Origin of the sequence: Peribacillus sp. FSL M8-0224 (assembly GCF_038003055.1) — a bacterium.
GTDB classification, from domain to species: domain Bacteria; phylum Bacillota; class Bacilli; order Bacillales; family DSM-1321; genus Peribacillus; species Peribacillus frigoritolerans.
On record NZ_JBBOOJ010000001.1, the window covers coordinates 2,305,792 to 2,330,540 of the forward strand.

Here is a 24,749-nt window from a genome sequence, read left to right on the forward strand (position 1 = left end):
AAATATTGTCATGAATAAGAAGAAAACCTCCCCTTAATGAGACGTTAACTTAATATAGGATGTACTTTTACAGCACTTACTTTAAAGCCGGGCATTTTGCATGTCGGGTCTAAATCCTGTGAAACGAGGCGGTTGACATTTTGAGAGTCTGCCCAATGAAAAGGGACGAATATAGTATCATGGCGAATCGTTGGGGACCATTTGCTTCTTACGACAATACTTCCGCGCCTTGATTCAATTTTCACCAAAGTATTGTCTGAAATATGATATTTCTTGGCTGTTTCCGGATGGATTTCCATATATGATTCAAAATTTCTTGCGGCTAATGATGAGCTTTTTCTCGTTTGTACCCCTGTTAAATAATGTGACATGATTCTTCCAGTTGTTAAATAAAGCGGAAATTCCGTACATGGCTTTTCTTTTGGAACAAGAGGCAGGTTATTAACCACTACCATGGCCGCCTTTCCGTCCGGGTGGGCAAAAGACGATTCGAATAACCTTTTTGTCCCTTTATGGTCAATGGATGGACATGGCCACAAAATGCCTCCTTCTTTTCTTAAGCGATCATACGTTATACCATAATAATCGGCGGTTCCCCCGCGGCTTGCCACTCTTAGTTCTTCAAATATCTCATTTGCAGATTGAAAGGGAAAATGCTCCCCTTTCCCAAGAGCTTTAGCTATATCACAGATGATTTGCCAATCATGCTTCACTTCCCCAGGTGATGAAAAACTCGCTTCCCGCAACGTTACCCGTCCTTCTAAATTCGTCATTGTTCCCTCATCCTCTAAATAAGACGAAGCAGGTAAAATCAAATCAGCCAATCTAGCAGTTTCAGAAACGAACATGTCTACCGCGACAAGAAACTTTAATTTTTTCAATGCCTTTTTGACAAAGTTAGCATTTGGATTCGAAACAATGGGATTGGAACACATTAAAAACATGCCGGTAATTTCACCTTCATTTATCTTCTCTATCATCTCGTATGCCGAGACGCCTTTACGCGGCAATTCAGTCTCATCAATTCCCCATATTCTTGCAATATGTAATCTATGTTCCTCATTTTCAATCATGCGATACCCCGGCAGCTGGTCTGCCTTTTGGCCATGCTCTCTTGCTCCCTGTCCATTCCCCTGACCGGTTATGGCCCCATAGCCCGAATTCACTTTTCCGATTTTTCCTGTAACAATAAGAATATTAAGAAAATTACGGACAGCCGCTGAACCATCTGTTTGCTGCTCAACACCCCTAGCTGTAAAAATCATCCCTGATTCTTCTTTCCCGAACATGGCAGCCGCTTTTTGGATTTGGTCACTAGGAACACCTGTCAATTCTGCAATTTCCTCCAACTCTAAAGATGTAACATACTCTTTAACTTCTTTATAGCCATTTGCACGTTCCCGGATAAACGCTTCATCAATAAGATCCTCTTCAATGATCACTTTCAATAATCCGTTTGCCAAGGCGGCATCCATCCCAGGTTTCACCTTTAGATGTAAGTCGGCCATTTTCGTTGTTGCGGTTTCCCGGGGATCTACAGCAATGATATATGCCCCATTTTGTTTCGCTTGCTCAAAGTACGGCATGATTGTCGGCTGGCATTCCGCAATATTCGTACCCGCCAAGATTATGCACTTTGTGAACGGAACCTCTGATAAGCTGTTGGTCAGGCCCCTGTCCATACCAAATGTTTGGCTTGCTGCCGAAGCAGCTGCAGACATGCACAAACGGCCATTATAATCTATATACTTTGTTTTTAAAGCCACTCTTGCAAATTTCCCAAGCAAATAGGCTTCTTCATTTGAAATGGATGCACTTCCATAAACAGATAATGCATTTACACCATCTTCTGCTTGAATTTTAGTGAAATTCTCCTTAATGTGGCTTAATGCTTCCTCCCATGATATTCGAACAAATTCCCCATTTTTTTTCAACAATGGGTATTTAATTCGATCTTTATGCAAAGCATGTTGGTGTGCATTCATTCCTTTAATGCATAAGCGCCCCTCTGAGGTTGGATTATCTTTTCCAATCGTCAAATACTTTTTTCTTGTCACTATTGTTTGTTCCAGCAGCTGCATCTTACATTGCATGCTGCAAAATGGACATTGTGTATCATATCGTTTTTCTGATTGGACCTCTTGTTGCTTCGTGCGGAAATACTTTAAAAATAAATCGGTCAAGGCTCCTCACCCTTTACTCATGGATTTCTATGGATTTTTCATGGTACAAACATTTATCCGCTTATTAAGTCTTGCATCTAGTTTTCCCTTTTGTTCATTCCCTGATCTAGGCCATTTCCAATCGTTGAGATAGTTGCTGACTAAGTTCATTATCAAACAAAATTTCTCTAACATGAATTAAACCCACTCGTTCAATCCATTTCCAAGTCCGTTCTAAGTAGTTGGCTGTTTCCCGATAATATTGAATAAAGCCGATGATGATTTCAATGGCTTCTTCATTTGTGCCGGCTACACATAGCAGTTCACCGGCACGTGCATCACGCCCGCTGCTTCCGCCCACATATATTTCCCAGCCCCTGTCAATGCCCATAACACCTATATCTTTCGTTGTTGATCCTGCACCGTTATGCATACAAGCGGATATGCCCATCTTTATACGGTATGGTGTTGATACTTGCTCCAATCTTTTTTCCAAATCTACAGCAAGTAATAGGGATTGCTGTTTATCACAAGAGCAAACATGTTCACCGATACATGTTTTGACGTTTTGAACGGTGTTACCATATTTCGAACTTAACGGCATATCTAATTCAGCCCACACACCTGGGAGATCTTCTTTTTTCACCCCCATTAAATGAATCCTTTGTTCACTTGTTACCGCAACCTGGGATATTTCATATTTATCGGCAACATTAGCAATTTTTCGCAAGTCTTTTGCATTCGTCATCCCGCCGTACATTTGCGGGATAACTGAGTATCGGTTATCACTTTGAACTGTTGCATTCTTTTTTTCGTTTATGAAAAGAGTTTGCTGTCTGATCTCGTACTCTGGATGAATCATCCCTAAATAATAGCTCAATGCAGGCCTGCAAGTTGAACAACCTTTTGTATTTTCCCATTCAAGAGCATCCATCGCTTCTTGGACAGTCGATACGTCTTGGAGCTGCATTTTATACACGATTTCATCTTCCGTTAATTTCGTACATGAGCAAAATGCAGTTTGTTTCTCATCCTGAGTAGTAAGGTTACTTTGAATATAGGTCAAAAGCTCGGTTACTGCCGGCTTACATCCGCCGCAAGAACCGGAAGCCTTTGTGCATTGTTTAACTTGTTCCACTGTCGATAATCCCTTATTTTGAACCGCTTCAATGATTCCCCCCTTTGAAACAGCATTACAATGGCAAATGATTTCATGATTTGCCATCGAAGCGATTAATCCCTCAGCCGTATTTGGTGACTGGAACAGTGCACGCCTTTCCTCTGACGATACTTCTTGCCGCTTTACTATCATATCGAGTAATCGTGAGCTGTTGTTTGTATCTCCGTAAAGCACAGCACCTATGATTTTTCCTCCTTGAAAAACCAACTTTTTATAAACACTATCCAATTCATCAAAAGTTGTGATGGATTTCGTGGTTTCGTCACCATGGAAATCACCAACAGAAAATAGCTCAACTCCTGATATTTTCAACTGGGTCGAAAGGACCGAGCCGTGGTATCCGCTGCATTTCATCTCACAAATATGCTTTGCCAGCACTTCACCTTGTTCGTATAGAGGTTTAACCAGCCCATAAACCATGCCTTGATGTTCAGCACATTCACCAACCGCATAAATATCTGGGCTGCTGGTTTCTAAATAGTCGTTTACAATAATCGCACGATTTGTATCAATTCCGCTTTCTTTGGCCAACTGAATATTCGGTCTGACTCCCGCAGCCATAACGACCAAATCTGCATCCAGCTCCGTTCCATCCTTAAAACGGACGCGCTCTACACGCTCGTTACCGATTAACTCCTGTGTTTCCTTTTTTAAAAGAAAGTTCATTCCCTGGTTTTCCAACTCTTTTTGCAGTAAAAGTGATGCCGTTGAATCGAGCTGCCTTTCCATTAAATAGTCAGCGATATGAACGACATGCACTTCCATGCCAAGGTTTAACAGCCCTCTCGCTGCTTCCAAACCTAACAAACCGCCTCCGATGACGACTGCTTTTTTATGTTTGCGTGAAGTTTCAATCATCTTTTGGCAATCTTCAATCGTCCGAAATGCAATGACGCCTTCTTTATCTACACCTGTGACAGGAAGAATGAACGGGACAGAACCTGTGGCAATTATCAGCTTATCGTAGTAAACTTCCCGTTCTTTGTCTGTTTTTATTTTCCTAGTCTCTTTATCGATTTTTACTACCGTTTCACCTGTGAACAATTGGATATTATTCACCGTATACCAGTTTCGATCATTTATCATAATATCTTCAAAAGAGGTGTTGCCTTGAAGCACAGTCGACAATAAGATTCGGTTATAGTTAACGTGCGGTTCACTTCCGAAAATAGTAATCTCAAATGCAGTCGGATTCTTACTTATAATGGATTCAACACAACGTAATCCCGCCATTCCGTTCCCTACTAAGACCAGTTTTTGTTTATACATTTTATCCCCCCAAAAACAAGTACTGTAAAAAAGCCAAACTAAGTAAACAAAGTTCTAGATCTTAACTGAATTCTTTCCGAGTACCCACGTTTTTCTCCATGAAAGCTGAGCTAGGCCCAGGATAAGCAAAGCCACGATTCCAACTGCGGAAAATACTAAAAATCCTGTAGCATATGTGCCAGTAATCTGTTTCAACGTACCTAGTATGTTTGGAACCAAGAATCCGCCAACACCTCCGGCAGCTCCCACAATCCCTGTGATAAAACCTATTTCTTTAGAAAATCGCTGTGGAACTAACTGAAAGACAGCTCCGTTGCCCATACCGAGAAATAGCATTCCGATGAACAGAAGGATCGTAACGGCAGTAAGAGAATAAAGAAAACTAATCCCAAACATACATATAGTGAGACCAATAAATAAAAACATAAGCAGTTTAACTCCACCTATTTTATCGGCAATAAATCCTCCGACGGGACGAAAGAAACTTCCGGCGATGACACATAATGTAACAAATTCCCCCGCCCTTATTCGTGTTAACCCATACTCATCAACAAAAAAGATGCTTAAGAAGCTAGTAAACCCGACAAAGCCGCCAAAAGTCACACTGTAAAGAATACAGAAATACCAAGTGTCCGTTATTTTAAATACGTTGAAATATTCCTTTAGTGGTTTTGCCTCGGGTTGAGACGGTGCGTCTTTTGCGATTAAAATATAAATGATAAACACGATGGTTAAAGGAATCAAAGCTAATCCCATAACATTATGCCAGCCAAGAGATTCTGCAAGACGAGGTCCGAACAATGTCGCAAAAAGAGTTCCGCTGTTACCGGCACCTGCAATGCCCATCGCAAGACCCTGTAAATGCGGGGGATACCAACGACTGGCCATAGGAAGTGCTGCAGCAAAACTTGCTCCAGCCACTCCTAGCAAAATCCCTATTAAATAAAGCTCTGCTAAACTTTCACCGAATAACCATCCCCAAAAAAGCGGAATCATTGTAACAAGCATCCCGCCAATTGCGGTTTTCCGCGGGCCGATGCGGTCAGTCAAAAAACCAAGGACGATTCGAAAAAACGAGCCTCCCAAAATCGGAATAGCCACAATCAAGCCTTTTTCAGCTGGGGAAAGTCCGAAATCCTTTGTAATATAGACACCGAGTGCCCCTAATAATACCCAAATCATAAAACTGATATCAAAATAAAGGAATGAAGCTAATAATGACGGAGCATGACCACTTTTTTTCAATTCAGATATTTTCATTTTCATCTCTCCAATACTTTATTAATTGAATATTTGTTTATTTTACTCTTATAAAAGTAAGATTTCTTTGTTTATGTAAGAAAACATCACATACTTTTTTGCAAGTTATTAAATGTGAATACTTTAAGGTAGGTATTGGTCAAAATTTAATAAATTCATTTCCTTTTTCTTATATAAATCGCATGATATTGTGGTTTACTTAGGTGATGTAAAGTTACAAGCTTGTTTAACTTTTTAGTTATGGCCGGAATAAACTCCAATAACATTTTGAAATATTCTCCATACAAAAAAGAGAAGCCTAATGCTTAAGCTTCTCTTCCAGTCTGTAGATAAACCCGACTATAATGGGGTTTGTTTACAGTTTTATATTTGTCCGTTAATTCCATTCCAGGCAGTCGCTCCCAAACAACTTGTTTAACATTAAGATAGAACTCCTTTTGCCAACAGTCTTTTTTGTTTAAAATAGAAGAAATAGAACTTGAGGTGATATCCATTCAGTGCGAACAACTTTAACTGATGACTGCCTCTTCTTTAGAGGTGGGTTCTTCCCACGGCACGAAACAAGGATCTCCTTCATATGATGTGTTATGAACGGCATGAGATATTTAATAATCTGATTCTATGGGGAAAGGTTGGGTGCAATAATATGAAGCAATATCCATTTCAGAACATCCCATTTCAAAATATTCAGAAAAAAGATATGTCATTTGAAGAGGTATTCGTTCATATTGCTGAGTTTATGGAATTAAATCCTTCCGGTAACTATCAATTAATGGTCGGGACAGATTCGCAAGTACATAAAAAACATACGGTTTTCATTACAGGCATCGTAATACGGCAGGTCGGAAATGGTGTATGGGGTTGTATAAGAAAAGTGATGATCCCTAGAAGGATGCTGCATTTACATGAACGTATCTCTCAAGAGTTGTCGTTAACAGAGGAAATCGTATCACTGTTTACGGAAGAAAGGAAAAATCAGTTAATCGATATTGTCCTGCCTGCTGTATATCAAGGGGCAACGTTCACAATGGAAGGTCACATTGATATCGGGATTGGAAAGCGAAACAAAACCAGTGAGTTTGTAAAAGAAATGGTAGCCAGGATGGAATCCATGGGGGTGGAACCAAAAATCAAACCGGATGCTTTCGTCGCTTCAAGTTATGCCAACCGTTATACAAAACAAGAGTGACTGTTTACAAAAACATGTAATTACCCAATGGTATCCACACTGGATTTTTTAAAGCTGATTGTACAATTTGGTTTGGGAGACTGCAAACGGTACATACATTTTTTCGGTACGCTATTTTAAATAAAGCAAAAAACCGGCCTCAGACCGAGACCGGCTTCAACATTTTAAGATATAAGCCGCCAATGCCGTATTCAGTAAGAAAGTTTTAAACCACCACTCCTCAAAGTGGGTGTTTGCAGAAAAAATCCTGTTGTCCAAGTCAGTGACGAGGCATAACATTCCTGTTTCAATATAAAACTCCCTATTACAGCTTAAAGGTTAAAACTTTATTATCATTACGAACAGTGCAGCTTGTATTGTTATAATACCTGAATTACTCACATATTACAATGTTAATAATCACCATTTTAAAATTGCTTATGGCTGTGGAATGGATGGAAGCTGGATTAGTTCTTCGTTATAATCAACTATTGATCAAAATAACCGATAAAATCCCCTTGCTCCTTATTTTGCAGATATAATACCGTTTCTTTGTCAGAAATGGTTGGCAGTCCGAATTTTTGATCATACCTCTCAATTCCTTTACCTGTAATGATAATCCAATCCCCTTCCTTTCCTGCTTGTAACGCCTCCTGGATAGCAAAGGTACGATCAGGAATAACCTTCCCGTTTCCAGCTGAGTAATCGCTAAGCAGTTTATTTAGTGTGGATTCCATCCCCTCAATTCCGTCCGAATTCAGATCATCCATTGTCAAAATCAAAACATCACTATGTTCCGATGATACTTTAACCATTTCAGCCCTTTTGGTTGTATCTCGCCCACCCCGGAAACCAAAGATATGATAAATCTTTTTGGCCCCACACTCTTTGGCCGTTTGAAGCATGTGATGAATGGCATCTGCAGTATGTGCATAATCGATGACTATAGTCGGCCCAGAAGCTTTCTTATATATTTCAAACCTTCCTGGTACACCGGAAAATCGTTTCAGTGAAGTGAGAATTTCCTGTTTTGAAATTGGAAACATCTTCGCTACGGAATAGGCAGCTGTTGCGTTATATAAATTATGAAGTCCAGGTAAAGGTAACTCAATTTTCACAAAGTCATGATTCTCATTCAATAAAATAAAGGGGTTCGTTGCGGTATTATAATTGGTGATGGCTAAATCGCAGCGATTGGATTTTCCAAAAACAAAGGCACTGACATTCTTCTCCCATAAGTATTCTTGCAGTTTTCCCCCCCAGAAATCATCTCCATTAATAATCGCAAGACCACTAGGTTTCAATTTTTCAAAAAGCAGTAATTTTGCCAGGAAATAATCCTCCATCGTACCATGGAAGTCGAGATGGTCATGATACAAATTCGTGAAGACACAGAAATCAAATTCAATTCCTTCTAAACGGTATTGAGCTAATCCATGTGAAGACACTTCCATTATGACAACCATGTCCCTACTTTCATCCAGCAAGGAATTCAATTCCATGGTACCTGGAGTCGTATTATGGGAATCGACTTTGTTTCCATTGATAATATGCTGTATCGTACCAATGACTGAACAGGTTACTCCATTTTCTTCTAATATTTGCTGAAGCATATAGCTAGTTGTAGTTTTTCCATTTGTACCCGTAATTCCTATCATTATTTTTTGATTGCTGGGATCACCATAAAACCTTTTGGCGATTTGCCCTAATGCTTTACGGCTGTTCTCCACTCTTAAATAAGGAACTTCCAAACCCTTAATATCGCGACTGCCAATCACAGCCGATGCCCCTAAGCGAATTGCATCATGGATGTAATTATGGCCATCGGATTTATATCCGGTTACGGCAACAAAAAGGAATCCTTTTTTTATTTCTCTAGAGTTATCGGTTACACCTGTTATGGATATATGTTCAACGTCCTTCGGCAAATCCCCGTTTATCGCTTCTATCAATATGTCTTTAAGGATCATTAATTTTTCTCCTTTGTAAGCTATTCACTAATTTTTGCATAAGTACCAATAAGCCCATTTTTAGTATGAACCAGTACTCCCAAAATAATTGTCAATCCAGAATTTGTTAGTTCTAATGACAGTAAAAAGAAAAAAAGAAAAGCAGCCAAAATTGGCTGCTTTTCTTTTGGTTGTAGCTGTATTTAGGTGTTGGAACACCGCAAGATGCTTATGATTGAACTTCCAGAGGTTTCGTTTCGGCCTTCTGATTGTACAATGGCAATATGAAAAACATTCCTAGAATAAAAAAGAAAGCGGCGGTTTCAAATATGGCGACGAGTGAAAATTGCTCTTTCAGCACGCCTGCCGCACTCATGGTCAATACCATCGATCCAGTGAATAATGGGCTTAAGATTCCATTGACCCTTCCGATGAACTCGCCCTCGGTCCTCTGCAATATCAATGTATTGATCCCGATTTGTATACAAGGAAGCATTAGCCCGTTAAAGAACTCGGCAGTAAGTGTAATCCAAAGATTTGTTGAAAGCCCCATTACCGCCAACCCTATGGCATTCACAAGCATTCCGAAAGCTAATAATCTTTGAGGTGCCACCTTTTTGGCAAAAATCATTACACCGGCCCCGCCTAAAATCATACCAAACCCATTCACCATAAATAACCATTGGAGATTTTCCTTAGGCAGTTCCAGTTGTTCTGTAACAAGGAATATCGAGAGCGGCTGAATGAAACCCAGTCCGAGCCCAGCAGCCAGAAAACATAAACCAAGCAAACTTAGTTCTTTTTTTCGTAATACGTAGCTCACACCGCTTTTCATTTCCTGCCATAATGTTGTTTTTGCTGTCCCCTCATTCAGTTTGCGATCTTTTGGAAGAAAGGCGAGTGCGCCAGCTGAAAGTAGAAACGCCAGGCCAGTAATCGCAATCGAGGTGTTTATCCCGAAAGTTTGGAAGGCAAATGTACCGAGAATCGGACCTAAAACCATAAATACTGCGAAAACGGTCTGATAAACTGACATCCCTGTCTGGATTTGACTTTCTGGCAAATGCATCTTAAATAGCTTCATGCCCGATGGCTGAGAAAATTGAGAAAGTATCGCCGAAATTAAAGTTGCGAAGAAAACCATTTTCCAACTGCCGAAGATTAGCGAGATAAGCACAGCAAATACGGAAATTGCACTTAAAATATCACACCAAACCATCGTTTTTTTTGGACTCCAGCGGTCAGCAAATGTGCCTCCAATAAATGAAAAAATAAAAATGGGTGCGAATTCTGCTACTGATATCATGGAAATGGCAAAGGCATCTCCATTTGTCTTCTCCATGACGAATAACAAAACGGCAAAATTCCGTACCCATATCCCTATTTGTAAAAACAACCCTGAGAAGATAATGGCCTGGAATACTCGATTTTTAAAAATGTTAGGTTCCTTATTATTTAATGTTTCAGATGTGTTATTCGCCAATATAAAAACCCCCTGTGAAATATCTGGACAGGAGGCAGTACAATACAAATTTAACAAGGCAAAATATCCCTAATCGAAGGACACAATGATCTTTGTTTGTATTTTAATGTACAGACTAATCCTATCCAGAAAAAAATTCGTTTTAAGCACGCATTTTTTCTTTAAAAATAGGATTAAATGATCATTGTTTAAAGGTCACCCTTCCATTTTATGTTATTTTCATAATAATTTATTTAATCTGATAAATCAAGGGAAAAATTAATAAAATAAAACTATTTTTGGGGATGGGTTTGTTCTATTTTTCTAATTAAAAAAAGGACTTCCTTTAAAAGAAAGCCCTTTAATATCCTTAAGCTTCAAAGGGCTGCCGTCGAATATGGCTTCTGCCCTTTGTTACCTTATCCATCATTTTTTTCATGACCTTTTCCCGGATTATCTCAAGCAATTGTGTTTCTTCTTTTCAGTTTTCCAATAAACGTTCTTGATTAGGATTGCCCTGTACAAGCAAATGGGAAGATGGCATTAGAATTTGATGCTCATGTAAAGCAGTCATCATTTCAAACCTCACGCTTCTCGATGTTTCAAAGTAATCATCAGGTTTCACAAGTCCCACTATGCATAGTTCATATCCAACATATTTTAGATTCGGATTTAAATCCGTTATGCCTATGTATCTAAAATCCTCTTCAGGTGTACCATCTTCTAGCCTTAGAAGGCTTTCACCATACTTATCATTACAGATAATACATATATCCTCCAACAGACTTTTTACCTTTTCAGGATTTTCCTGGTAACTTACTGTAATGCGTTCAATGATTCGCATTCTCCCTTTATTAAAATTTTGGATCGTCCTGATTTCACTATGTGGGATGGTCAGCAATTTTCCTGACCATTCCCTGATCTGCATGAACCGGATACCGATTTCCTCAATCGTCCCGGAACTTGTCCCGTTGAATGTCACGAAATTCCCGACTCGGAATTCATTATCCGAGAGCCTTACAAATCCCAATAGGATATCCTTAAGCATTTGCTGAGCGGCAAATCCGATCACGACCCCTAAAATACCAGCTCCAGCTAAAATTCCTTTTAGGTCTATAAACTGTCCAATCAAATATATAAGGAAAAGCCCGGATATACCGTACCTAAGAGAAGAACGAGTAACCCCCTGTATTGTTTTTTCGACTTCTTCGTCGAAAAAATTGGATCTTCTAAAGAACCATTCAACCAGTTTATTCAAAATATAATAAACCGCCAATAACAGTATAGCCAATATGAAAAGCCTCAATAATAAAAATTCTTCCCAGTAATCCACAGCAAGCTCAGAAAATTTCAAGATATTCATGTTTTCACCTCCATTTTCACGTTTATTCAGAATCGATTAAAATCCAGTCATCATCCTTTCCGATTATCCCTTTATCAAGGATAAGTCTCGTTTTAAGGCGATAGGATACCCCTCGCTTATAAGGCTCCTTCAATATAGGCAGACAAAAGTTGAAAGGAATTTCGTTGCTTTCCCCTGAATTTATCTCCCTTGTAGACAAAATGGTGCTCGTTTTAAGGATCTCTTCCATTCCGGTAGAATGAGTATCCATGATCAAATCACATTCAATCCTTCTTATTCTTTGCGCAAGGGTACCACCCTTAATCAAAAAATATCCATTTATGCATTCACCGGATTTATACGTATTTTTCGGAAGGATTAAATCTATTTGTGCAGAACCTATTCCTAAAAGTAGCAAAGATTTTCTAAGTATCAAAGAATACACTCCATTTATATTTATTTGTTTTTCTATTAAAACCCACATGTTTATACATTTCCTTAAGGGGACTACAAAAAAACCTTTACCATTTTGGTAAAGGTTTACTAAAAGAAAATAGACCTTTACCAATAGGTAAGGTCTGGCTAACAACAATATGCTGCCAACAACACCGAGAGCAAAGAGCTCTGTAATGACGACATTGTTGTAAAAGCTACTCCCCTTTGGAGAATGTATTCAAGTATATAATTTATAATACGGTAGAATTAGAAAGTTTGTCAAACCTTTATATTTTATTTTTTTCGGGCTCTGCCCGGGTAATTCGAGTTCTTTGAGCATATCTTGTCATTAATGAAAATATAATGGATGAACTTGTCCAGTGAGAGAATTAACTGCCAGGTTTTAAATAGGCCAGTTCGTGGAATAGGAAGTATGTAACACCTCCTTCTATTTACAAATCGGTGAACGCCTTTCAAAAAGAATAAAGTGAACAAACTATGAATATTTTATAAAACCTAAAATTATATTTAAAAATTAACAAGATTTCTCTTTTACTTATGCCAAACTTGTTGTAATATAAATGTAACAATTGTAATATTTATTAAACTTTCGTTACATAAGTATCCTAATTAGGGATTGGGGAGATATGATATGAAAAAATTTTCAGGTATGCTATTATCCATTATCATTTTATTTTTCACATTAAGTGGTCCGGTTACCGCAAAAACGACATCATTGTCTGACGCAAATGCATTAAAGATAGCCGATAATGCCAGCAAACATTTTTGGAGTGCTTTACATGGGTACAAAACCCGTTCATGTTCACAAAAAACTTTCAATTATAAAGGGACAGAATATTCATACCTTTGCCAAGAGTTTAATACAAAAGATAAATTGACTGCCTACTTAGCAGAGACATTTACTAATAATGCAGTTGAAAAAGGGCTGACTAAATATAATTACATTACCCATAAAGGGAAATTAGCCCGTCCAGTCGGAGACGGCTTTAGCATGTTAGAGTGGAAAAAAGCAAAAATTAAATTGGTCTATCAAAAACAAAACGTTAGGTCATACAATTTAACAGTACCTACAGTTGACGGTGAGTCAGTAAAAAGAACGGTTACCTTTTATAAGTCCGGTTCCGCTTGGAAAGTCAATCAGTTCGATGCAGTTCAATAAAACATTGGTTTAAATGTAACGCCTCATATGCTGTATAGTTAGTTAAAAACTATATGATATATGAGGTGTTTTTTTGTTGTCCCTTGTATCTTGAGAAATAATCTTTCAGACTTGTATCAGCTCACCTTTCACTTCACAAAATATTTAATAAAAAAAACACAGCTTAGATGCTGTGCCTTAACGGATTTTTGCTTTTCGGAAGCCTTGATAGGTATCGTAGGCGGCAAAAATGATGGAGATGAGTATGAGACCCCAGTATATCGAGCTTTTCCATTCATCGATTGAGAATAGTGTTCTTTGGTATGCAAGGAATTCCGGGTTCAATAAATCAGGATTACTGATGATGATGATGAAAGCCAGAGTGTACAACAGCTGGTATATGGCATGAAAAAAAGCTAATTTCAGGGTCCATCGACCTAAAAATAATTTATATATCGCTAAGAGCACCCCAATGATAATGACGCAAGATACCAGCAGCCAATAGGAATTCAATACATCTTGATTAAAAGAAGGTGTCACGAAAATGAGACTGCCATTTCTTTTTTCATAGACGCCTAAGAGGTTTGCTGCATTGAAATAAAGGGCTGCGAATACGGAAAGGCCTAACAAACTTGCAAAAACCTCGACCATAGGGACCGCTTTTTTCTTTGAAATGTTTGGAATATCTTTTAAGTTTTCCGGTGTCCATGGTTTCAAGTCTTTTGTTACAGGCGACTGGTCTTTTGAAGTATCCAAGCGTTCTAAAATGGCAAATGAAAGCGTTAACCAGAAAAACACTTGGATACCTGTACTGATGATACCTGAAATTCCTTTCCCGAATATTTTTAAAATTGCTTCCATAACCGTATTCCCCGTATCCCGAAACGGATTATCCCCTACTAATGCAATCAGTGAAATGACTGCAGCGATTGGTAAAATCATTTTCAATAGACTGATATAAACATCATAATAACGAGGCCCGATCAGATGCATTGGCCGATCGCAATAACCACTTGCCAGTGTAACCGGATCTCCTAATTTTAAAAGTACCGCTTTCACGTCTTGCTCCGTATAATCCTCCGGAAGCATATCTTCGATCGTGGATTGAAGCTCAAGCGCAATATCCGCCCGGTTTTTTTCTGGCAGCCTGCAGGTCACTTCCTGAATATAAAGTTCAATCAGCTCCATCTTCTCCCTCTCCTTTTAATAATATATAAAGCTCTTGAGAAGTTTTTTCCCATTCTTCCTTTAACTGAGTGAAGATTTCTCCCCCATAATCACTTAAAGAATAGTACTTGCGCGGTCTACTTTCAGAAGTATCCCAGCTGCTGGTCACCAATTCTTGTTTTTCCAGGCGGCGAAGCAAAGGATATAAAGTACTTTGATCAATGGTAATTCCAGACTTCTCTAAACGCTGGACAAGCGAGTACCCATACTGCGGAGTTTTGAGCTGACTTAAGACAGCTAACGTCAAAGTGCCTCTGCGCAGCTCAGTGGTTAATGAATTCAGTAAAGTGCTCATCCAATCACCCCTTCTCTATACTATGTGACGTACACCATACCTTATACTATGCATCATACACTATTTTAGTTCTTATAACACCATAAAAATGAAAATATATTTTATTTAAAGCATAAAAAAGAGAAGCGGTTCACGCCTCTCCGTTTTTCCAATATTAATATTACACAAGAATGACCCACAATATCATCGTCGTGATAATCGTGACCACTCCTTGTATTAAGGTTGCCATTGTTTGAGCTTTATAGGCATCCGTCACTTTCATCCCGCTAAATTGGGTGACCACCCAGAAGAAGCTATCATTTACATGGCTTACTGTCATCGCACCTGCTCCAACAGCCATGACTACCAATGCAAGAGGAACAGCCCCTTCAATACCCAACGTTGGAAGCATGGGGGCAATCAAAGATGAAGTGATGACCAGTGATGCTGTCGAAGAACCCTGGGCCGTTTTCAACCCAGCAGCAATTAGGAACGGGACCAACAGGAACAAGGAACCGCTAAAGATGCTGCCCATATCCCAACTTTGGATGATGTCTGCAATCCCCGTATTTTTAATGACGGTACCAAATGCTCCCCCCGCCCCGGTAATCAATAAAATTGGCGCAGCATCCAATAAGGCGGCTCCTATCCAGTTTGTTAATGTTTCTTCATCATACTTAGGCAGCAATGTCAGAGCGGAAATTACTCCGACGAGCAATGCGATGACCGGCTGGCCCAAGAATACGAAAAATGCGGCGATCCCTCCCTCTGTCCCAAAGAGCGTTAATACAGAACTGGCTCCAATCAGGACAATCGGTAAAACGATCGGTAAAAATGATTGTAAGGCAGAAGGCATCTTGCCGAATGAACGGACAATTTCATCATAATCGTAATCCAGGTCACTTCGGTCATCTTCAACTTCTATCTTGGTCGCTACTTTCATTGACCATATATAACCAGCAAGTGCAGCTGGAATAGCCGTAATAAGACCTATCAAAATGACGGTCCCCAAGTATCCATCCGCTCCGATATTCCCGGCTGCCGCAATTGGCCCCGGAGTTGGAGGTACAAGTGTATGTGTTGCATACAAACCAGTTGCAAGTGCAACTGACATGGAAGCAACCGCTACTTTTGCGCGTCTTGCCAATGCTTTTCTTAAGCTCGATAAAATAACGAAACCTGAATCGCAAAAAACGGGTATGGATACGATAAAGCCAATCATACTCATGGCAAGCTGCGGTCTTTTAGGGCCGACAATCCTCAATACGACTTCTGCCATTCTTAATGCGGCACCGGCCTTTTCCAAAATGGTTCCGATTATTGTACCGAAAACGATTACAAGTCCAATGCTTGTCATCAGTCCGCCAAAACCGCCGTTGATATTCTCAACGATCTGATCCAGAGGCATTCCAGAAGCAAAACCCACAAATAAAGTGCCTAATAGAAGCGATAGGAACGGATGAAGCTTGAATTTAGTTGTCGCAAAAACAATTAAGAACACGCCGATGGCCAAAACAATAAATAACATAAGATTACCCCCTATTTTTGATTGCTGCCAAAAAAGTCCGCATTACTTGTTCGGCTGAAGCTTCCAACAATTCAGCTCCTCTTTCCATAGCTTCCTTTAAAGGCATGGGAGAGTTCACCAAACTATGAACACTCGTTATTCCGTGGTCATATAAAACTTCAATACCTGTTCCAATCGATCCAGTCAAAACAAATACCGGAATACCATGCTTTTTGGCTTCTTGTGCAACTCCCATGGGTGTTTTGCCTGAAGCAGTCTGGTAATCGATTTGGCCCTCACCGGTAAAGACACAATCGGCACCGGACAATTTTTCACCCAGTTTCGTATACTCCATGACAATATCTATGCCCCTTTTTGTTTCTGCACGGAAAAAGGCTTGAAATGCACCTCCAATTCCTCCTGCAGCACCAGCACCTGCTTTATCATGCAAGTGTATGCCTGTTTTGATTTCCACCAAATCAGCCCATGTTGATAAAGCTTTATCAAGCATTTCAACCATGTCAGGAGTCGCCCCTTTTTGAGGTCCGAATACCCTTGATGCCCCATCAGGACCGATTAACGGATTTTGGACATCCGACGCAATCAAAAATTCGGAATCCGCTATTCTGGAATCAAAATCCTCTGTATTAATGTCTGATATCCGTGATAATTCGGCACCTCCGTATCCCAGACTTTTACCTTCTTCATCAAACACCTTCATTCCCAAAGCCTGGAGCATACCGACACCGCCATCGTTGGTAGCGCTTCCACCAACCGCTAAAATGAACTTTCGACAGCCATCATTCAATGCTTTTTGTATAAGCTCCCCTGTCCCGTATGAAGTAGTGATCAATGGGTTCAATTCAGCTGGATCGACTAGGCATAGACCAGATGCACTGGCCATTTCAATCACACATGTTTTTTGATCGCCCAAGATTGCATATGCTGCCTGAACATCTTCAAGTAAAGGTCCTTTAACGGTCACTTCAACTTTTCGTCCATTTGTAGCTGCAACAAGACTATCCATCGTGCCTTCCCCGCCATCCGCCGCAGGAACCAATTCTGTCTCCGCATCCGGCAGTGCCTTCCTGACTCCTCGCTCAATAGCTTTTGAAGCTTCTGTTGCTGATAAACTTCCTTTATAGGAATCTGGTGCAATAACAATTTTCATGCTCAGTTCCCCTTTGAATATATTTTTATATCAATTTAATTATAATCTTCAGAAATATTTTAATCATCGTACATTCTAAACGAAAATTAGTATGACATATTTGACTTTTTTGGCTATACTGTATAGAAAAAATGATCTTCGGGAAAGTTTTCTGTTATTTGCCCATTTTCCTAGAGTACAAGATAGCTAAGGTCTTAAACTACCGACAATCCCCTTTACATGAAAAATCATAGCTTGTTTGCATGAAATATGATTACCATTCTGTTAGCGCAAACTGGATAACCAAATAAAAAAACTCTAGAAGGATGACTTGAATGCTGACCCAAGAAATTGCAATGGAAATTGTCAAACAAACCACCAATAGACTTAACAGAAATATTAATATTATGGATGATAAAGGAATCATCATCGCTTCCGGAAATCATGACCGCATCGACCAATTGCATTTAGGAGCAATGGAAGTACTGAAAACGGGAAAGCCTTTAATCATTCCCGAAAATGATCGTCATCAATGGGTAGGTGTCCTTCCTGGAATTAATTTGCCGATTAATTTTCAAAATGTAATTATAGGTGTCATCGGGATCACCGGAGATCCGACAGAACTTTTGGAATTCGGCGAATTGGTGAAGATGATAACGGAAATGATGCTTCATCAAGCTTTTATGGCGGAACAACTCGAATGGAAACAACACTTGAAAGAATTGGTATTTGAAGACTTATTAAAGGAAGATATCAATCAGCATTCGATTGATCAAAGACTTGAACTGATTGGAATGAAATTAGAACCTCCCTATCAAGTGGGGGTAATGGAAATGAAATTAAATCCGTTAAATAAGAATGAGCTGATTCAAATGACTGAAACTGTTTTTGGTTCCCAGCAAGCCCTTGTTGGGTTCCTGAATGTGAATCGGGTTTTCATTCTCACTACGGCGCTTAGCGGAAAAAACATGGACAAAAGACTGGATTCAGCCATCAAACAATTAAAAGCAAAAGGCTTCGTTATACGAATCGGTTTGGGCTCTATTGTGGCTAAGGAATCATACATCGTCCACTCCTTCCGTGAAGCTGAAGCGGCACTTTTACTAGGTGAAGCCAATCAAGCTTTAACTAGATATACTGATGTGGAAACAAAAGCTCTGTTGGAAAGGATAGATGAGCGGACGAAACAGCAATTTCAGGAAAGAATTTTAGGCAGCTTATCCGAAAAGTTGATTGAGACGCTGCAACAATTTTTCCTTAGTAACTTAAATATCGGGGAATGTGCAAAAAGAATGTATATCCATCGTAATTCCCTTATATACCGATTAAAAAAAATCAAGGAAATTACCGGATATAACCCACAGGTGCTGCATGATGCCATAACTTTGCAGTTTGCCATTTGGGTAAGCCAATCGAAAAGGAGAAGTTGAAAGATATTGTGAGAACAATATTGCAAATTTAAATTGTTTTCGTTCAATCCCTATAAAAGCCTTGCATGGAAATCTGTATAATTGATCGAATTACCGAGTAGATTAAAAATACATGATTTTTTTGCATATCAGGAGGGATTGAATGAGTGGCATCGCAAATCTTTTAATTATCCTTGGATTTACCGTTGTTTTCATCATTATCATCGTTTTGGTTTTACTATTAATTTATATGATTTTCTTTGATCGCATGCAGAAGCATCATGCAATTTTAAGGAATTACCCCGTGCTTGGGAGAGTACGATACTTTCTGGAAAAAATCGGACCTGAGATGCGGCAATATTGGTTTAATAGTGATAACGAAGGAAAACCCTTTTCCCGTGATGACTATGAACATATGGTGAAAAGTTCAAAATATTTACGGGATGTCATAGGTTTTGGCTCAAAACGGGATTTTGATGAGGAAGGCTTCTTTGTTAAAAATAGCATGTTCCCAAAATTGGCCGAAGAAGAAAAATATGATCGTGAAACTAAAGTGACGACGAAAAGGTACATTCTATTAAAAGACCCGCTTTTCTCACAACGTGAAGAAAAATGGGAAGATGAAGTATCCTCTGCATTCTTATTGGATGATGAGGATGCCGTAATCATTGGCCCAAACACTAAGAACCCTTTTCGACTAAAAGGTCTTATCGGCATGTCAGCCATGAGTTATGGCTCTTTGGGAAAGAACGCAATCACTGCGCTTTCTGAGGGATTGGCTGCAGCAAAAGGCACCTGGATGAATACAGGTGAAGGTGGACTATCTCCTTATCATTTAATTGGCGGTGTCGATATAATCATGCAAATCGGTCCAGCCATGTTTGGAGTTCGTGATAGTTTCGGCGAAATGGATTGGGATGAGTTAAAAAGAAAAAGTGAAATACCTGAAATCAAAGCATTTGAAATCAAATTGGCTCAAGGTGCCAAAACTCGCGGAGGGCATATCGATGCTGAAAAAGTGAATCCGGAAATCGCTGAAATCCGTAAGGTCGTTCCGTACAAAGCGATTGATAGTCCGAATCGGTTTTATCAATACAATGACGTAAAATCCATGTGCGATTTTATCGAAAAAATCAGGGAACATACTGGAATCCCGGTCGGTATCAAAATGGTCATCGGCGGCACTGACAGTGTTGAAGAGCTTGCTAGCTACATGAAAGAAACCGGGAAAGGTCCGGATTTCATTTCATTGGATGGCGGTGAAGGCGGCACAGGTGCATCTTATCAGGAATTGATCGATAGCGTAGGATTGCCGATAAAATCCGCTTTGCCGATTTTGGTATCGACATTGGAAAAATACGGTGTCCGCGATCGGGTTAAAATCATCGCCTCCGGTAAATTGTTCACGCCTGATAGAATTGCGATAGCCCTGGCCATGGGAGCAGACCTTGTTAACATAGCTCGAGGTTTCATGATTGCGATAGGATGTATCCAGACGATGAAATGCCATTCCAATGCTTGTCCTGTCGGGGTAGCCACCACTGATCCGGAATTGCAAAAAGCACTTGTCATAGATGAAAAGAAATACCGCGTGGTTAACTTTCTTGTAACCCTTAGAAAAGGATTATTTCGGATCTCAGCGGCTGCCGGTTTAGAATCGCCTAACCATTTTCAACCTAAGCATATTAGCTATAAGGACGATAAAGGAATTGTTACATCCCTTGAAGATATTATGAAAGAGGTTAATGGACAAATAGGTTCCAGGCAATGAAAAAATCACCGCCCAAGTATGTTGGGGCGGTGTTTTTTTCTTTTTCAATCAATGAAGCCTTATAAGCTGCAAAAATGTATTAGGCATGTAATCGAATATCCCCCTGTCTCCACTTTTCCCTTACCCGCCAGCTTTCCATAGCGATAATAAACATAAGCTGCAGTAATACAAGCGGCATTAGCTAAAATTCGGGATTATCAAAAATTTCAGATGGATTGATAATACCATTTGCCATCACGTTTAAACTTTCTGCACTGGTCATTCAAAAGAAGGTATTCTAGGTGTGCCAATGTTTCACCAACAGCAAATCTGGTTTCGTGAATGGACAGATTTCCAAATAAGATCTGGCAAGCACTTTTTACAGAAATCGGCTCTTTCATGTTTTCATGAATTATATGCAACCGGTCCTGGTGGTGATCCAACAATTCAACAATTCTTTTATTGGCATTTTGAAACGGTTTCCCATGAGAAGGGATGACATATTCAACGTCCAGCTTTTGTATTTTTTTCAAAGAATTAAAAAACTCTTCCAATGGGTTGCTGAAACCTTTAAACCAATAAGAAATATTTGGAGATATCTTGGGCAATATATGATCTGTCGAGAAAAGGACGCTATTTTCCTTATTGTATAAGGAAATCAGGCCATCAGAATGTCCCGGAGTGAAAAGCACTTCATACTCATATTTGCCAAAATGCAGTTTCATTCCTTCCTCAAGATGATGATTTACGGTAGGATAGGGTTTTACTTGTGGCATGAATCCGCTTTCGTCACTGGATAAGGCCACGGCGACATCTTCTTCCATACCACACGCATTGTAATTTTCTTTAAGCAGATTCAGCGATTCGGCTTCCCAATACGTAGTTCCCGCATGCTCATCGACTTCTGTCATCCATACATCCGCACCGGTCAATTGTTGTAATGTCCCTGCATACCCGAAATGATCTGGGTGATAATGTGTGATGATAATATCGGTAATATCGTGTTTTTCGGTAATTGGGTTCCATAAATCCCTTGTCGTTTTGTTATTTAATCCCGCATCAATGATAGTCCATCCTTTTTCACCTTCCGCTAGGAAACAATGGACATGGTCCAATCTAAAAGGCAATGGAATGGTAATTTGAGTAACTTTCAATTCATTCAGCAAGTATAACTTCCCCTTCCGATTTAACTGCATTTACATAAAAAAAATCGAAATTGCTAAAACAAAACATTTAAGTTTATTAAATATCGTATATCATTAATAAATTCGACGAATTTTCTCAGTTTCCTTTAATCATATCTAGAGCCAATCGATTAAAATCCAGAAGCCATAGCCTAGGGGCAATGGATTATCCATGAAAATTTAAAAAACCGCCATTAAAATTAATGGCGGCACCTCGTTTTACATATCTTCCTCGATCGTTTGAACAAGGTTGAAAAGAAAATGATAAATTAAATGAAAAGCTTCTTCCAATGACATGTCTTCTTGAAACCCATTAATGTTATCCAAGGCAAAATTCACATCCCATAGCCCTTCGCCCTGGTTAAACATTAAACTGAACGACCCAATTCCTTCTTGGAGTTCCTTGGTTAAATACGTTTTTAAAACATCTCCCATTTTTTTCTGGAATTTCAATCCGAACATAGCATTATATGTACCGAAAACATCATCGACTTCTAACGAAAGTGCCTCAACACCGATTAATTCGAACCATTGTGATTCAAAGTAAAGGAATTCATCTTTGTTTTTTTTCAAATACTCGATTGGTTGTGATAAAAATGCAGACTTCTCTTCAGAGATTAATTCTTCACTCTCTTTATTACTCCGCTCCATATAAGCATCCGTAAAACGCGATGCATTTTCTTTTTCCACTATAATGATATCTTCAGCGAGTAATTTATGCTTTTCTACATAGTCCTTTTCTTCTTTAAATAACTCAATCTTGTTTTCGATTACGGATTTTGATATGTATGATTCCATTTGTTTTTTTAGCATGATATGTCCTCCTAGTGTCTTTTCAAGCTTTCACAATTTCAATCATAGCATATTCAGTATAGATAAAATAACTTTGTGAAAGAAATTACAATATCAGATATGGCAATCATTTCGAGTCTTCGATATAGTAGTGGTAAGTGTTTATACATATGAAAGAAATGAGATGTTGAATCATGCAAAAAATCATTGTAGTTGGTGCAGGAATTTTGGGAGCTTCCACTGCCTATCAGTTGGCTAAAAATGGGGTTGAAGTGATTATTATTGACCGCCAAGATGTCGGTCAAGCAACATCTGCAGCTGCTGGAATCGTTTGCCCGTGGATATCGCAAAGACGCAACCAAGCTTGGTATCTTCTTGCCAAAAATGGTGCGGCATTTTACCCGGGTTTAATTAAAGAACTTGAACGGGACGGTGAAACCGAGACCGGGTATGCCCAGGTCGGTGCCATAAGTCTGCATACAGATGAAGCTAAACTGAATGCCATGAAGGACCGGGCGACAAAACGGCAAGAAGATGCACCGGAGATGGGGGCGATCACCTTACTTTCCGCAGAGGAAACACGTGCCTTATTCCCGCCTCTTTCCAGCGAATATGCAGCCGTTCATGTGAGTGGTGCAGCGCGGGTCGATGGACGCGCACTACGTGATTCCTTATTGAGGGCTTCACAAAAATACGGTGCAAAACTTATGTATGGCGAGGCTAAACTTACATATAACGGTACTCAAGTGTCAGGTGTAACACTTAGAGATGAATTCATTCCTGCTGATAAAGTGATTGTTTGTGCTGGCGCCTGGGCATCGGAATTACTGAAACCACTGGGCGTGAATTTTCAAGTGACTTTCCAAAAGGCTCAAATCATTCATCTGGAAATGGCAAATGAAAATACAAATAACTGGCCTGTAGTCATGCCTCCGAGTGATCAATATCTATTGGCTTTTGATAATAATAAAATCGTTGCGGGGGCGACTCATGAAAATACGGAAGTTTTCGATAACCGAATGACCGCAGGAGGGCTGCAGGAGGTTTTCAACAAAGCCTTGCAAACCGCCCCCGGTTTGACAGATAGTACGTTTGTTGAAGCAAGGGTCGGATTCCGTCCATTCACGCCGGGATTCCTTCCCGTCATGGGACCTTTACCTGGCTGGGGAGGCATAATCGTAGCCAATGGTCTTGGAGCTTCAGGTTTAACAATGGGCCCGTATATAGGCTCACTATTGGCAAACCTCGCACTTGACAGAGAAATTGAAATCGAAATCGAAAATTATGATGTAAGAGGTGCGCTATAAATTTAGCTTCCCTTTAATTAACTTGCTGTATGAACTCCACTGATCAGAAAATGATCAGTTCCGTTTTTTTAAAATGGTCCTTTTCATAAAAAAATCAAGGACCTTTAATGGGTCCTTGATTCAGACTGTAGACAAACTCGAGGAAAATAGAGTTTGTCTATTTATTTTGGTTTGTACAATTTGGACGTTGCTTTAACTTTTAGATAGAACACTTTTGCCTAGTCATTTTTGTTTTAAAATAGAAGTATTAAAACTTGAGGTGATGAAGATGCTTTCTAAACATGATTCTATTCTGCGCGATCAACGTGAAATGATTACTTTAGATCAACTGGTGCCACCGAACCATTTGGTTCGTAAAATGGAGGCTGCCATTGACTTCACTTTCATTTATGACTTGGTGAAAGATATGTATTCAGAGGTAGGACGCCCAAGTATTGATCCAGTTATTTTAGTTAAACTGACATTCATTCAACATACCTTTGGTATTCGCTCCATGCGTAAAACGATTGAAGAAGCGGAAACAAATATGACTTACCGTTGGTTCTTAGGCTATGGTTTTCATGATAAAGTACCTCATTTCAAAAATCATGCTGTTCTTTGAAATGAAAAAATAAGAATCTTCCATTTCAATTTATTTCATCTATTTATTAATATCAGGTTCACTTACTTCTTCATAAATAACTTTTAACTCTTCAATAGTGAGTGTTTTTAAAAATTCCTCTAATTCATCCATGTTAATGCCTCCTATAATTAAGAACATTCG

Annotated in this window: 18 protein-coding genes, 1 other RNA gene and 1 pseudogene; 6 read left to right on the forward strand and 14 right to left on the reverse strand. The window is 39.4% G+C overall.

Translation table 11 applies throughout. From position 1 onward, the window contains the following. Positions 1–44: 44 nt before the first annotated feature. The 3 genes from nasC to MKX49_RS11125 form a co-directional block, all read right to left on the reverse strand. Positions 45–2,183 carry an assimilatory nitrate reductase catalytic subunit NasC gene (nasC, locus tag MKX49_RS11115; RefSeq protein ID WP_340876481.1) on the reverse strand — a complete coding sequence of 713 codons (2,139 nt, stop codon included), beginning with the start codon at positions 2,181–2,183 and terminating at the stop codon, positions 45–47. 106 nt (positions 2,184–2,289) lie between these two features. Continuing rightward, positions 2,290–4,611, reverse strand: a complete 2,322-nt coding sequence (gene nirB, locus MKX49_RS11120) for a nitrite reductase large subunit NirB (RefSeq protein WP_340876482.1) — start codon at positions 4,609–4,611, stop codon at positions 2,290–2,292. A 54-nt stretch (positions 4,612–4,665) separates the two neighbouring features. Further along, positions 4,666–5,871 (reverse strand): nitrate/nitrite transporter, encoded by a 1,206-nt coding sequence (locus tag MKX49_RS11125; protein WP_340876483.1) that lies wholly within the window; start codon positions 5,869–5,871, stop codon positions 4,666–4,668. A gap of 646 nt (positions 5,872–6,517) precedes the next feature. Between MKX49_RS11125 and MKX49_RS11130 the strand changes: the two genes are divergently transcribed. Next, positions 6,518–7,060: a ribonuclease H-like YkuK family protein gene (locus tag MKX49_RS11130; protein WP_340876484.1), complete on the forward strand. Its 543-nt coding sequence runs from the start codon at positions 6,518–6,520 to the stop codon at positions 7,058–7,060. A gap of 169 nt (positions 7,061–7,229) precedes the next feature. Here MKX49_RS11130 and ssrS read toward each other — a convergent pair. The 5 genes from ssrS to MKX49_RS11155 all read right to left on the reverse strand — a co-directional run bounded on the left by ssrS (position 7,230) and on the right by MKX49_RS11155 (position 12,228). Beyond that, positions 7,230–7,416, reverse strand: a non-coding RNA gene (gene ssrS / locus MKX49_RS11135) — 6S RNA. A gap of 111 nt (positions 7,417–7,527) precedes the next feature. Then, positions 7,528–9,009: a UDP-N-acetylmuramoyl-L-alanyl-D-glutamate--2,6-diaminopimelate ligase gene (locus tag MKX49_RS11140; RefSeq protein ID WP_340876485.1), complete on the reverse strand. Its 1,482-nt coding sequence runs from the start codon at positions 9,007–9,009 to the stop codon at positions 7,528–7,530. 208 nt (positions 9,010–9,217) lie between these two features. Then, a complete protein-coding gene (locus tag MKX49_RS11145; RefSeq protein ID WP_340876486.1) occupies positions 9,218–10,471 on the reverse strand; it encodes an MFS transporter in 1,254 nt (417 codons plus the stop codon). 460 nt (positions 10,472–10,931) lie between these two features. Continuing rightward, positions 10,932–11,813, reverse strand: coding sequence for a mechanosensitive ion channel family protein (locus tag MKX49_RS11150; protein WP_048686051.1), 882 nt, complete (start codon positions 11,811–11,813; stop codon positions 10,932–10,934). Between the two features lie 22 nt (positions 11,814–11,835). Next, positions 11,836–12,228, reverse strand: coding sequence for a sporulation protein (locus MKX49_RS11155; protein WP_063594970.1), 393 nt, complete (start codon positions 12,226–12,228; stop codon positions 11,836–11,838). Positions 12,229–12,879: 651 nt separating this feature from the next. Between MKX49_RS11155 and MKX49_RS11160 the strand changes: the two genes are divergently transcribed. Next, a complete protein-coding gene (locus MKX49_RS11160; RefSeq protein WP_323596919.1) occupies positions 12,880–13,407 on the forward strand; it encodes an IseA DL-endopeptidase inhibitor family protein in 528 nt (175 codons plus the stop codon). A gap of 177 nt (positions 13,408–13,584) precedes the next feature. Here the strand turns inward: MKX49_RS11160 and MKX49_RS11165 are convergent, their stop codons facing one another. The 4 genes from MKX49_RS11165 to MKX49_RS11180 all read right to left on the reverse strand — a co-directional run bounded on the left by MKX49_RS11165 (position 13,585) and on the right by MKX49_RS11180 (position 17,565). Beyond that, positions 13,585–14,574, reverse strand: a complete 990-nt coding sequence (locus MKX49_RS11165; RefSeq protein ID WP_340876488.1) for a hypothetical protein — start codon at positions 14,572–14,574, stop codon at positions 13,585–13,587. Continuing rightward, the gene (locus MKX49_RS11170) at positions 14,561–14,908 is read right to left on the reverse strand and encodes a PadR family transcriptional regulator (protein WP_034306796.1); all 348 of its coding nucleotides are present in this window, start codon (positions 14,906–14,908) and stop codon (positions 14,561–14,563) included. The genes MKX49_RS11165 and MKX49_RS11170 overlap by 14 nt, the downstream gene beginning before the upstream one ends. A gap of 160 nt (positions 14,909–15,068) precedes the next feature. Further along, a complete protein-coding gene (locus tag MKX49_RS11175) occupies positions 15,069–16,415 on the reverse strand; it encodes a GntP family permease (protein ID WP_101222202.1) in 1,347 nt (448 codons plus the stop codon). 4 nt (positions 16,416–16,419) lie between these two features. Next, positions 16,420–17,565, reverse strand: coding sequence for a glycerate kinase (locus tag MKX49_RS11180; protein WP_340876489.1), 1,146 nt, complete (start codon positions 17,563–17,565; stop codon positions 16,420–16,422). Between the two features lie 314 nt (positions 17,566–17,879). On the opposite strand from MKX49_RS11180, the gene MKX49_RS11185 reads away from it, so the two are divergent. Beyond that, positions 17,880–18,974: a CdaR family transcriptional regulator gene (locus MKX49_RS11185; RefSeq protein WP_340876490.1), complete on the forward strand. Its 1,095-nt coding sequence runs from the start codon at positions 17,880–17,882 to the stop codon at positions 18,972–18,974. Positions 18,975–19,116: 142 nt separating this feature from the next. Continuing rightward, on the forward strand, positions 19,117–20,724 hold the full coding sequence (locus tag MKX49_RS11190; protein ID WP_323596933.1) for an FMN-binding glutamate synthase family protein: 1,608 nt from the start codon (positions 19,117–19,119) through the stop codon (positions 20,722–20,724). Positions 20,725–20,930: 206 nt separating this feature from the next. Here MKX49_RS11190 and MKX49_RS11195 read toward each other — a convergent pair whose 3' ends face one another. Both MKX49_RS11195 and MKX49_RS11200 read right to left on the reverse strand, forming a co-directional pair. Continuing rightward, entirely contained in the window at positions 20,931–21,869 is a 939-nt protein-coding gene (locus MKX49_RS11195) for an MBL fold metallo-hydrolase (protein WP_340876493.1), read from the reverse strand. 237 nt (positions 21,870–22,106) lie between these two features. Further along, positions 22,107–22,700 carry a branched-chain amino acid aminotransferase gene (locus MKX49_RS11200; protein ID WP_340876495.1) on the reverse strand — a complete coding sequence of 198 codons (594 nt, stop codon included), beginning with the start codon at positions 22,698–22,700 and terminating at the stop codon, positions 22,107–22,109. A gap of 173 nt (positions 22,701–22,873) precedes the next feature. On the opposite strand from MKX49_RS11200, the gene MKX49_RS11205 reads away from it, so the two are divergent. Both MKX49_RS11205 and MKX49_RS11210 read left to right on the forward strand, forming a co-directional pair. Then, positions 22,874–23,986, forward strand: a complete 1,113-nt coding sequence (locus tag MKX49_RS11205; protein WP_340876496.1) for an NAD(P)/FAD-dependent oxidoreductase — start codon at positions 22,874–22,876, stop codon at positions 23,984–23,986. A 268-nt stretch (positions 23,987–24,254) separates the two neighbouring features. Then, positions 24,255–24,566, forward strand: a pseudogene (locus tag MKX49_RS11210) (transposase); the annotation flags it as partial. Positions 24,567–24,749 lie beyond the last annotated feature (183 nt).

Coding starts and splice junctions, on each gene's coding strand:
- nirB (WP_340876482.1), bottom strand. CDS start 4,611: ATGTATAAACAAAAACTGGTCTTAGTAGGGAACGGAATGGCGGGATTA.
- MKX49_RS11125 (WP_340876483.1), bottom strand. CDS start 5,871: ATGAAAATATCTGAATTGAAAAAAAGTGGTCATGCTCCGTCATTATTA.
- MKX49_RS11130 (WP_340876484.1), top strand. CDS start 6,518: ATGAAGCAATATCCATTTCAGAACATCCCATTTCAAAATATTCAGAAA.
- MKX49_RS11140 (WP_340876485.1), bottom strand. CDS start 9,009: ATGATCCTTAAAGACATATTGATAGAAGCGATAAACGGGGATTTGCCG.
- MKX49_RS11150 (WP_048686051.1), bottom strand. CDS start 11,813: ATGAATATCTTGAAATTTTCTGAGCTTGCTGTGGATTACTGGGAAGAA.
- MKX49_RS11160 (WP_323596919.1), top strand. CDS start 12,880: ATGAAAAAATTTTCAGGTATGCTATTATCCATTATCATTTTATTTTTC.
- MKX49_RS11165 (WP_340876488.1), bottom strand. CDS start 14,574: ATGGAGCTGATTGAACTTTATATTCAGGAAGTGACCTGCAGGCTGCCA.
- MKX49_RS11170 (WP_034306796.1), bottom strand. CDS start 14,908: ATGAGCACTTTACTGAATTCATTAACCACTGAGCTGCGCAGAGGCACT.
- MKX49_RS11175 (WP_101222202.1), bottom strand. CDS start 16,415: ATGTTATTTATTGTTTTGGCCATCGGCGTGTTCTTAATTGTTTTTGCG.
- MKX49_RS11180 (WP_340876489.1), bottom strand. CDS start 17,565: ATGAAAATTGTTATTGCACCAGATTCCTATAAAGGAAGTTTATCAGCA.
- MKX49_RS11185 (WP_340876490.1), top strand. CDS start 17,880: ATGCTGACCCAAGAAATTGCAATGGAAATTGTCAAACAAACCACCAAT.
- MKX49_RS11190 (WP_323596933.1), top strand. CDS start 19,117: ATGAGTGGCATCGCAAATCTTTTAATTATCCTTGGATTTACCGTTGTT.
- MKX49_RS11200 (WP_340876495.1), bottom strand. CDS start 22,700: ATGCTAAAAAAACAAATGGAATCATACATATCAAAATCCGTAATCGAA.
- MKX49_RS11205 (WP_340876496.1), top strand. CDS start 22,874: ATGCAAAAAATCATTGTAGTTGGTGCAGGAATTTTGGGAGCTTCCACT.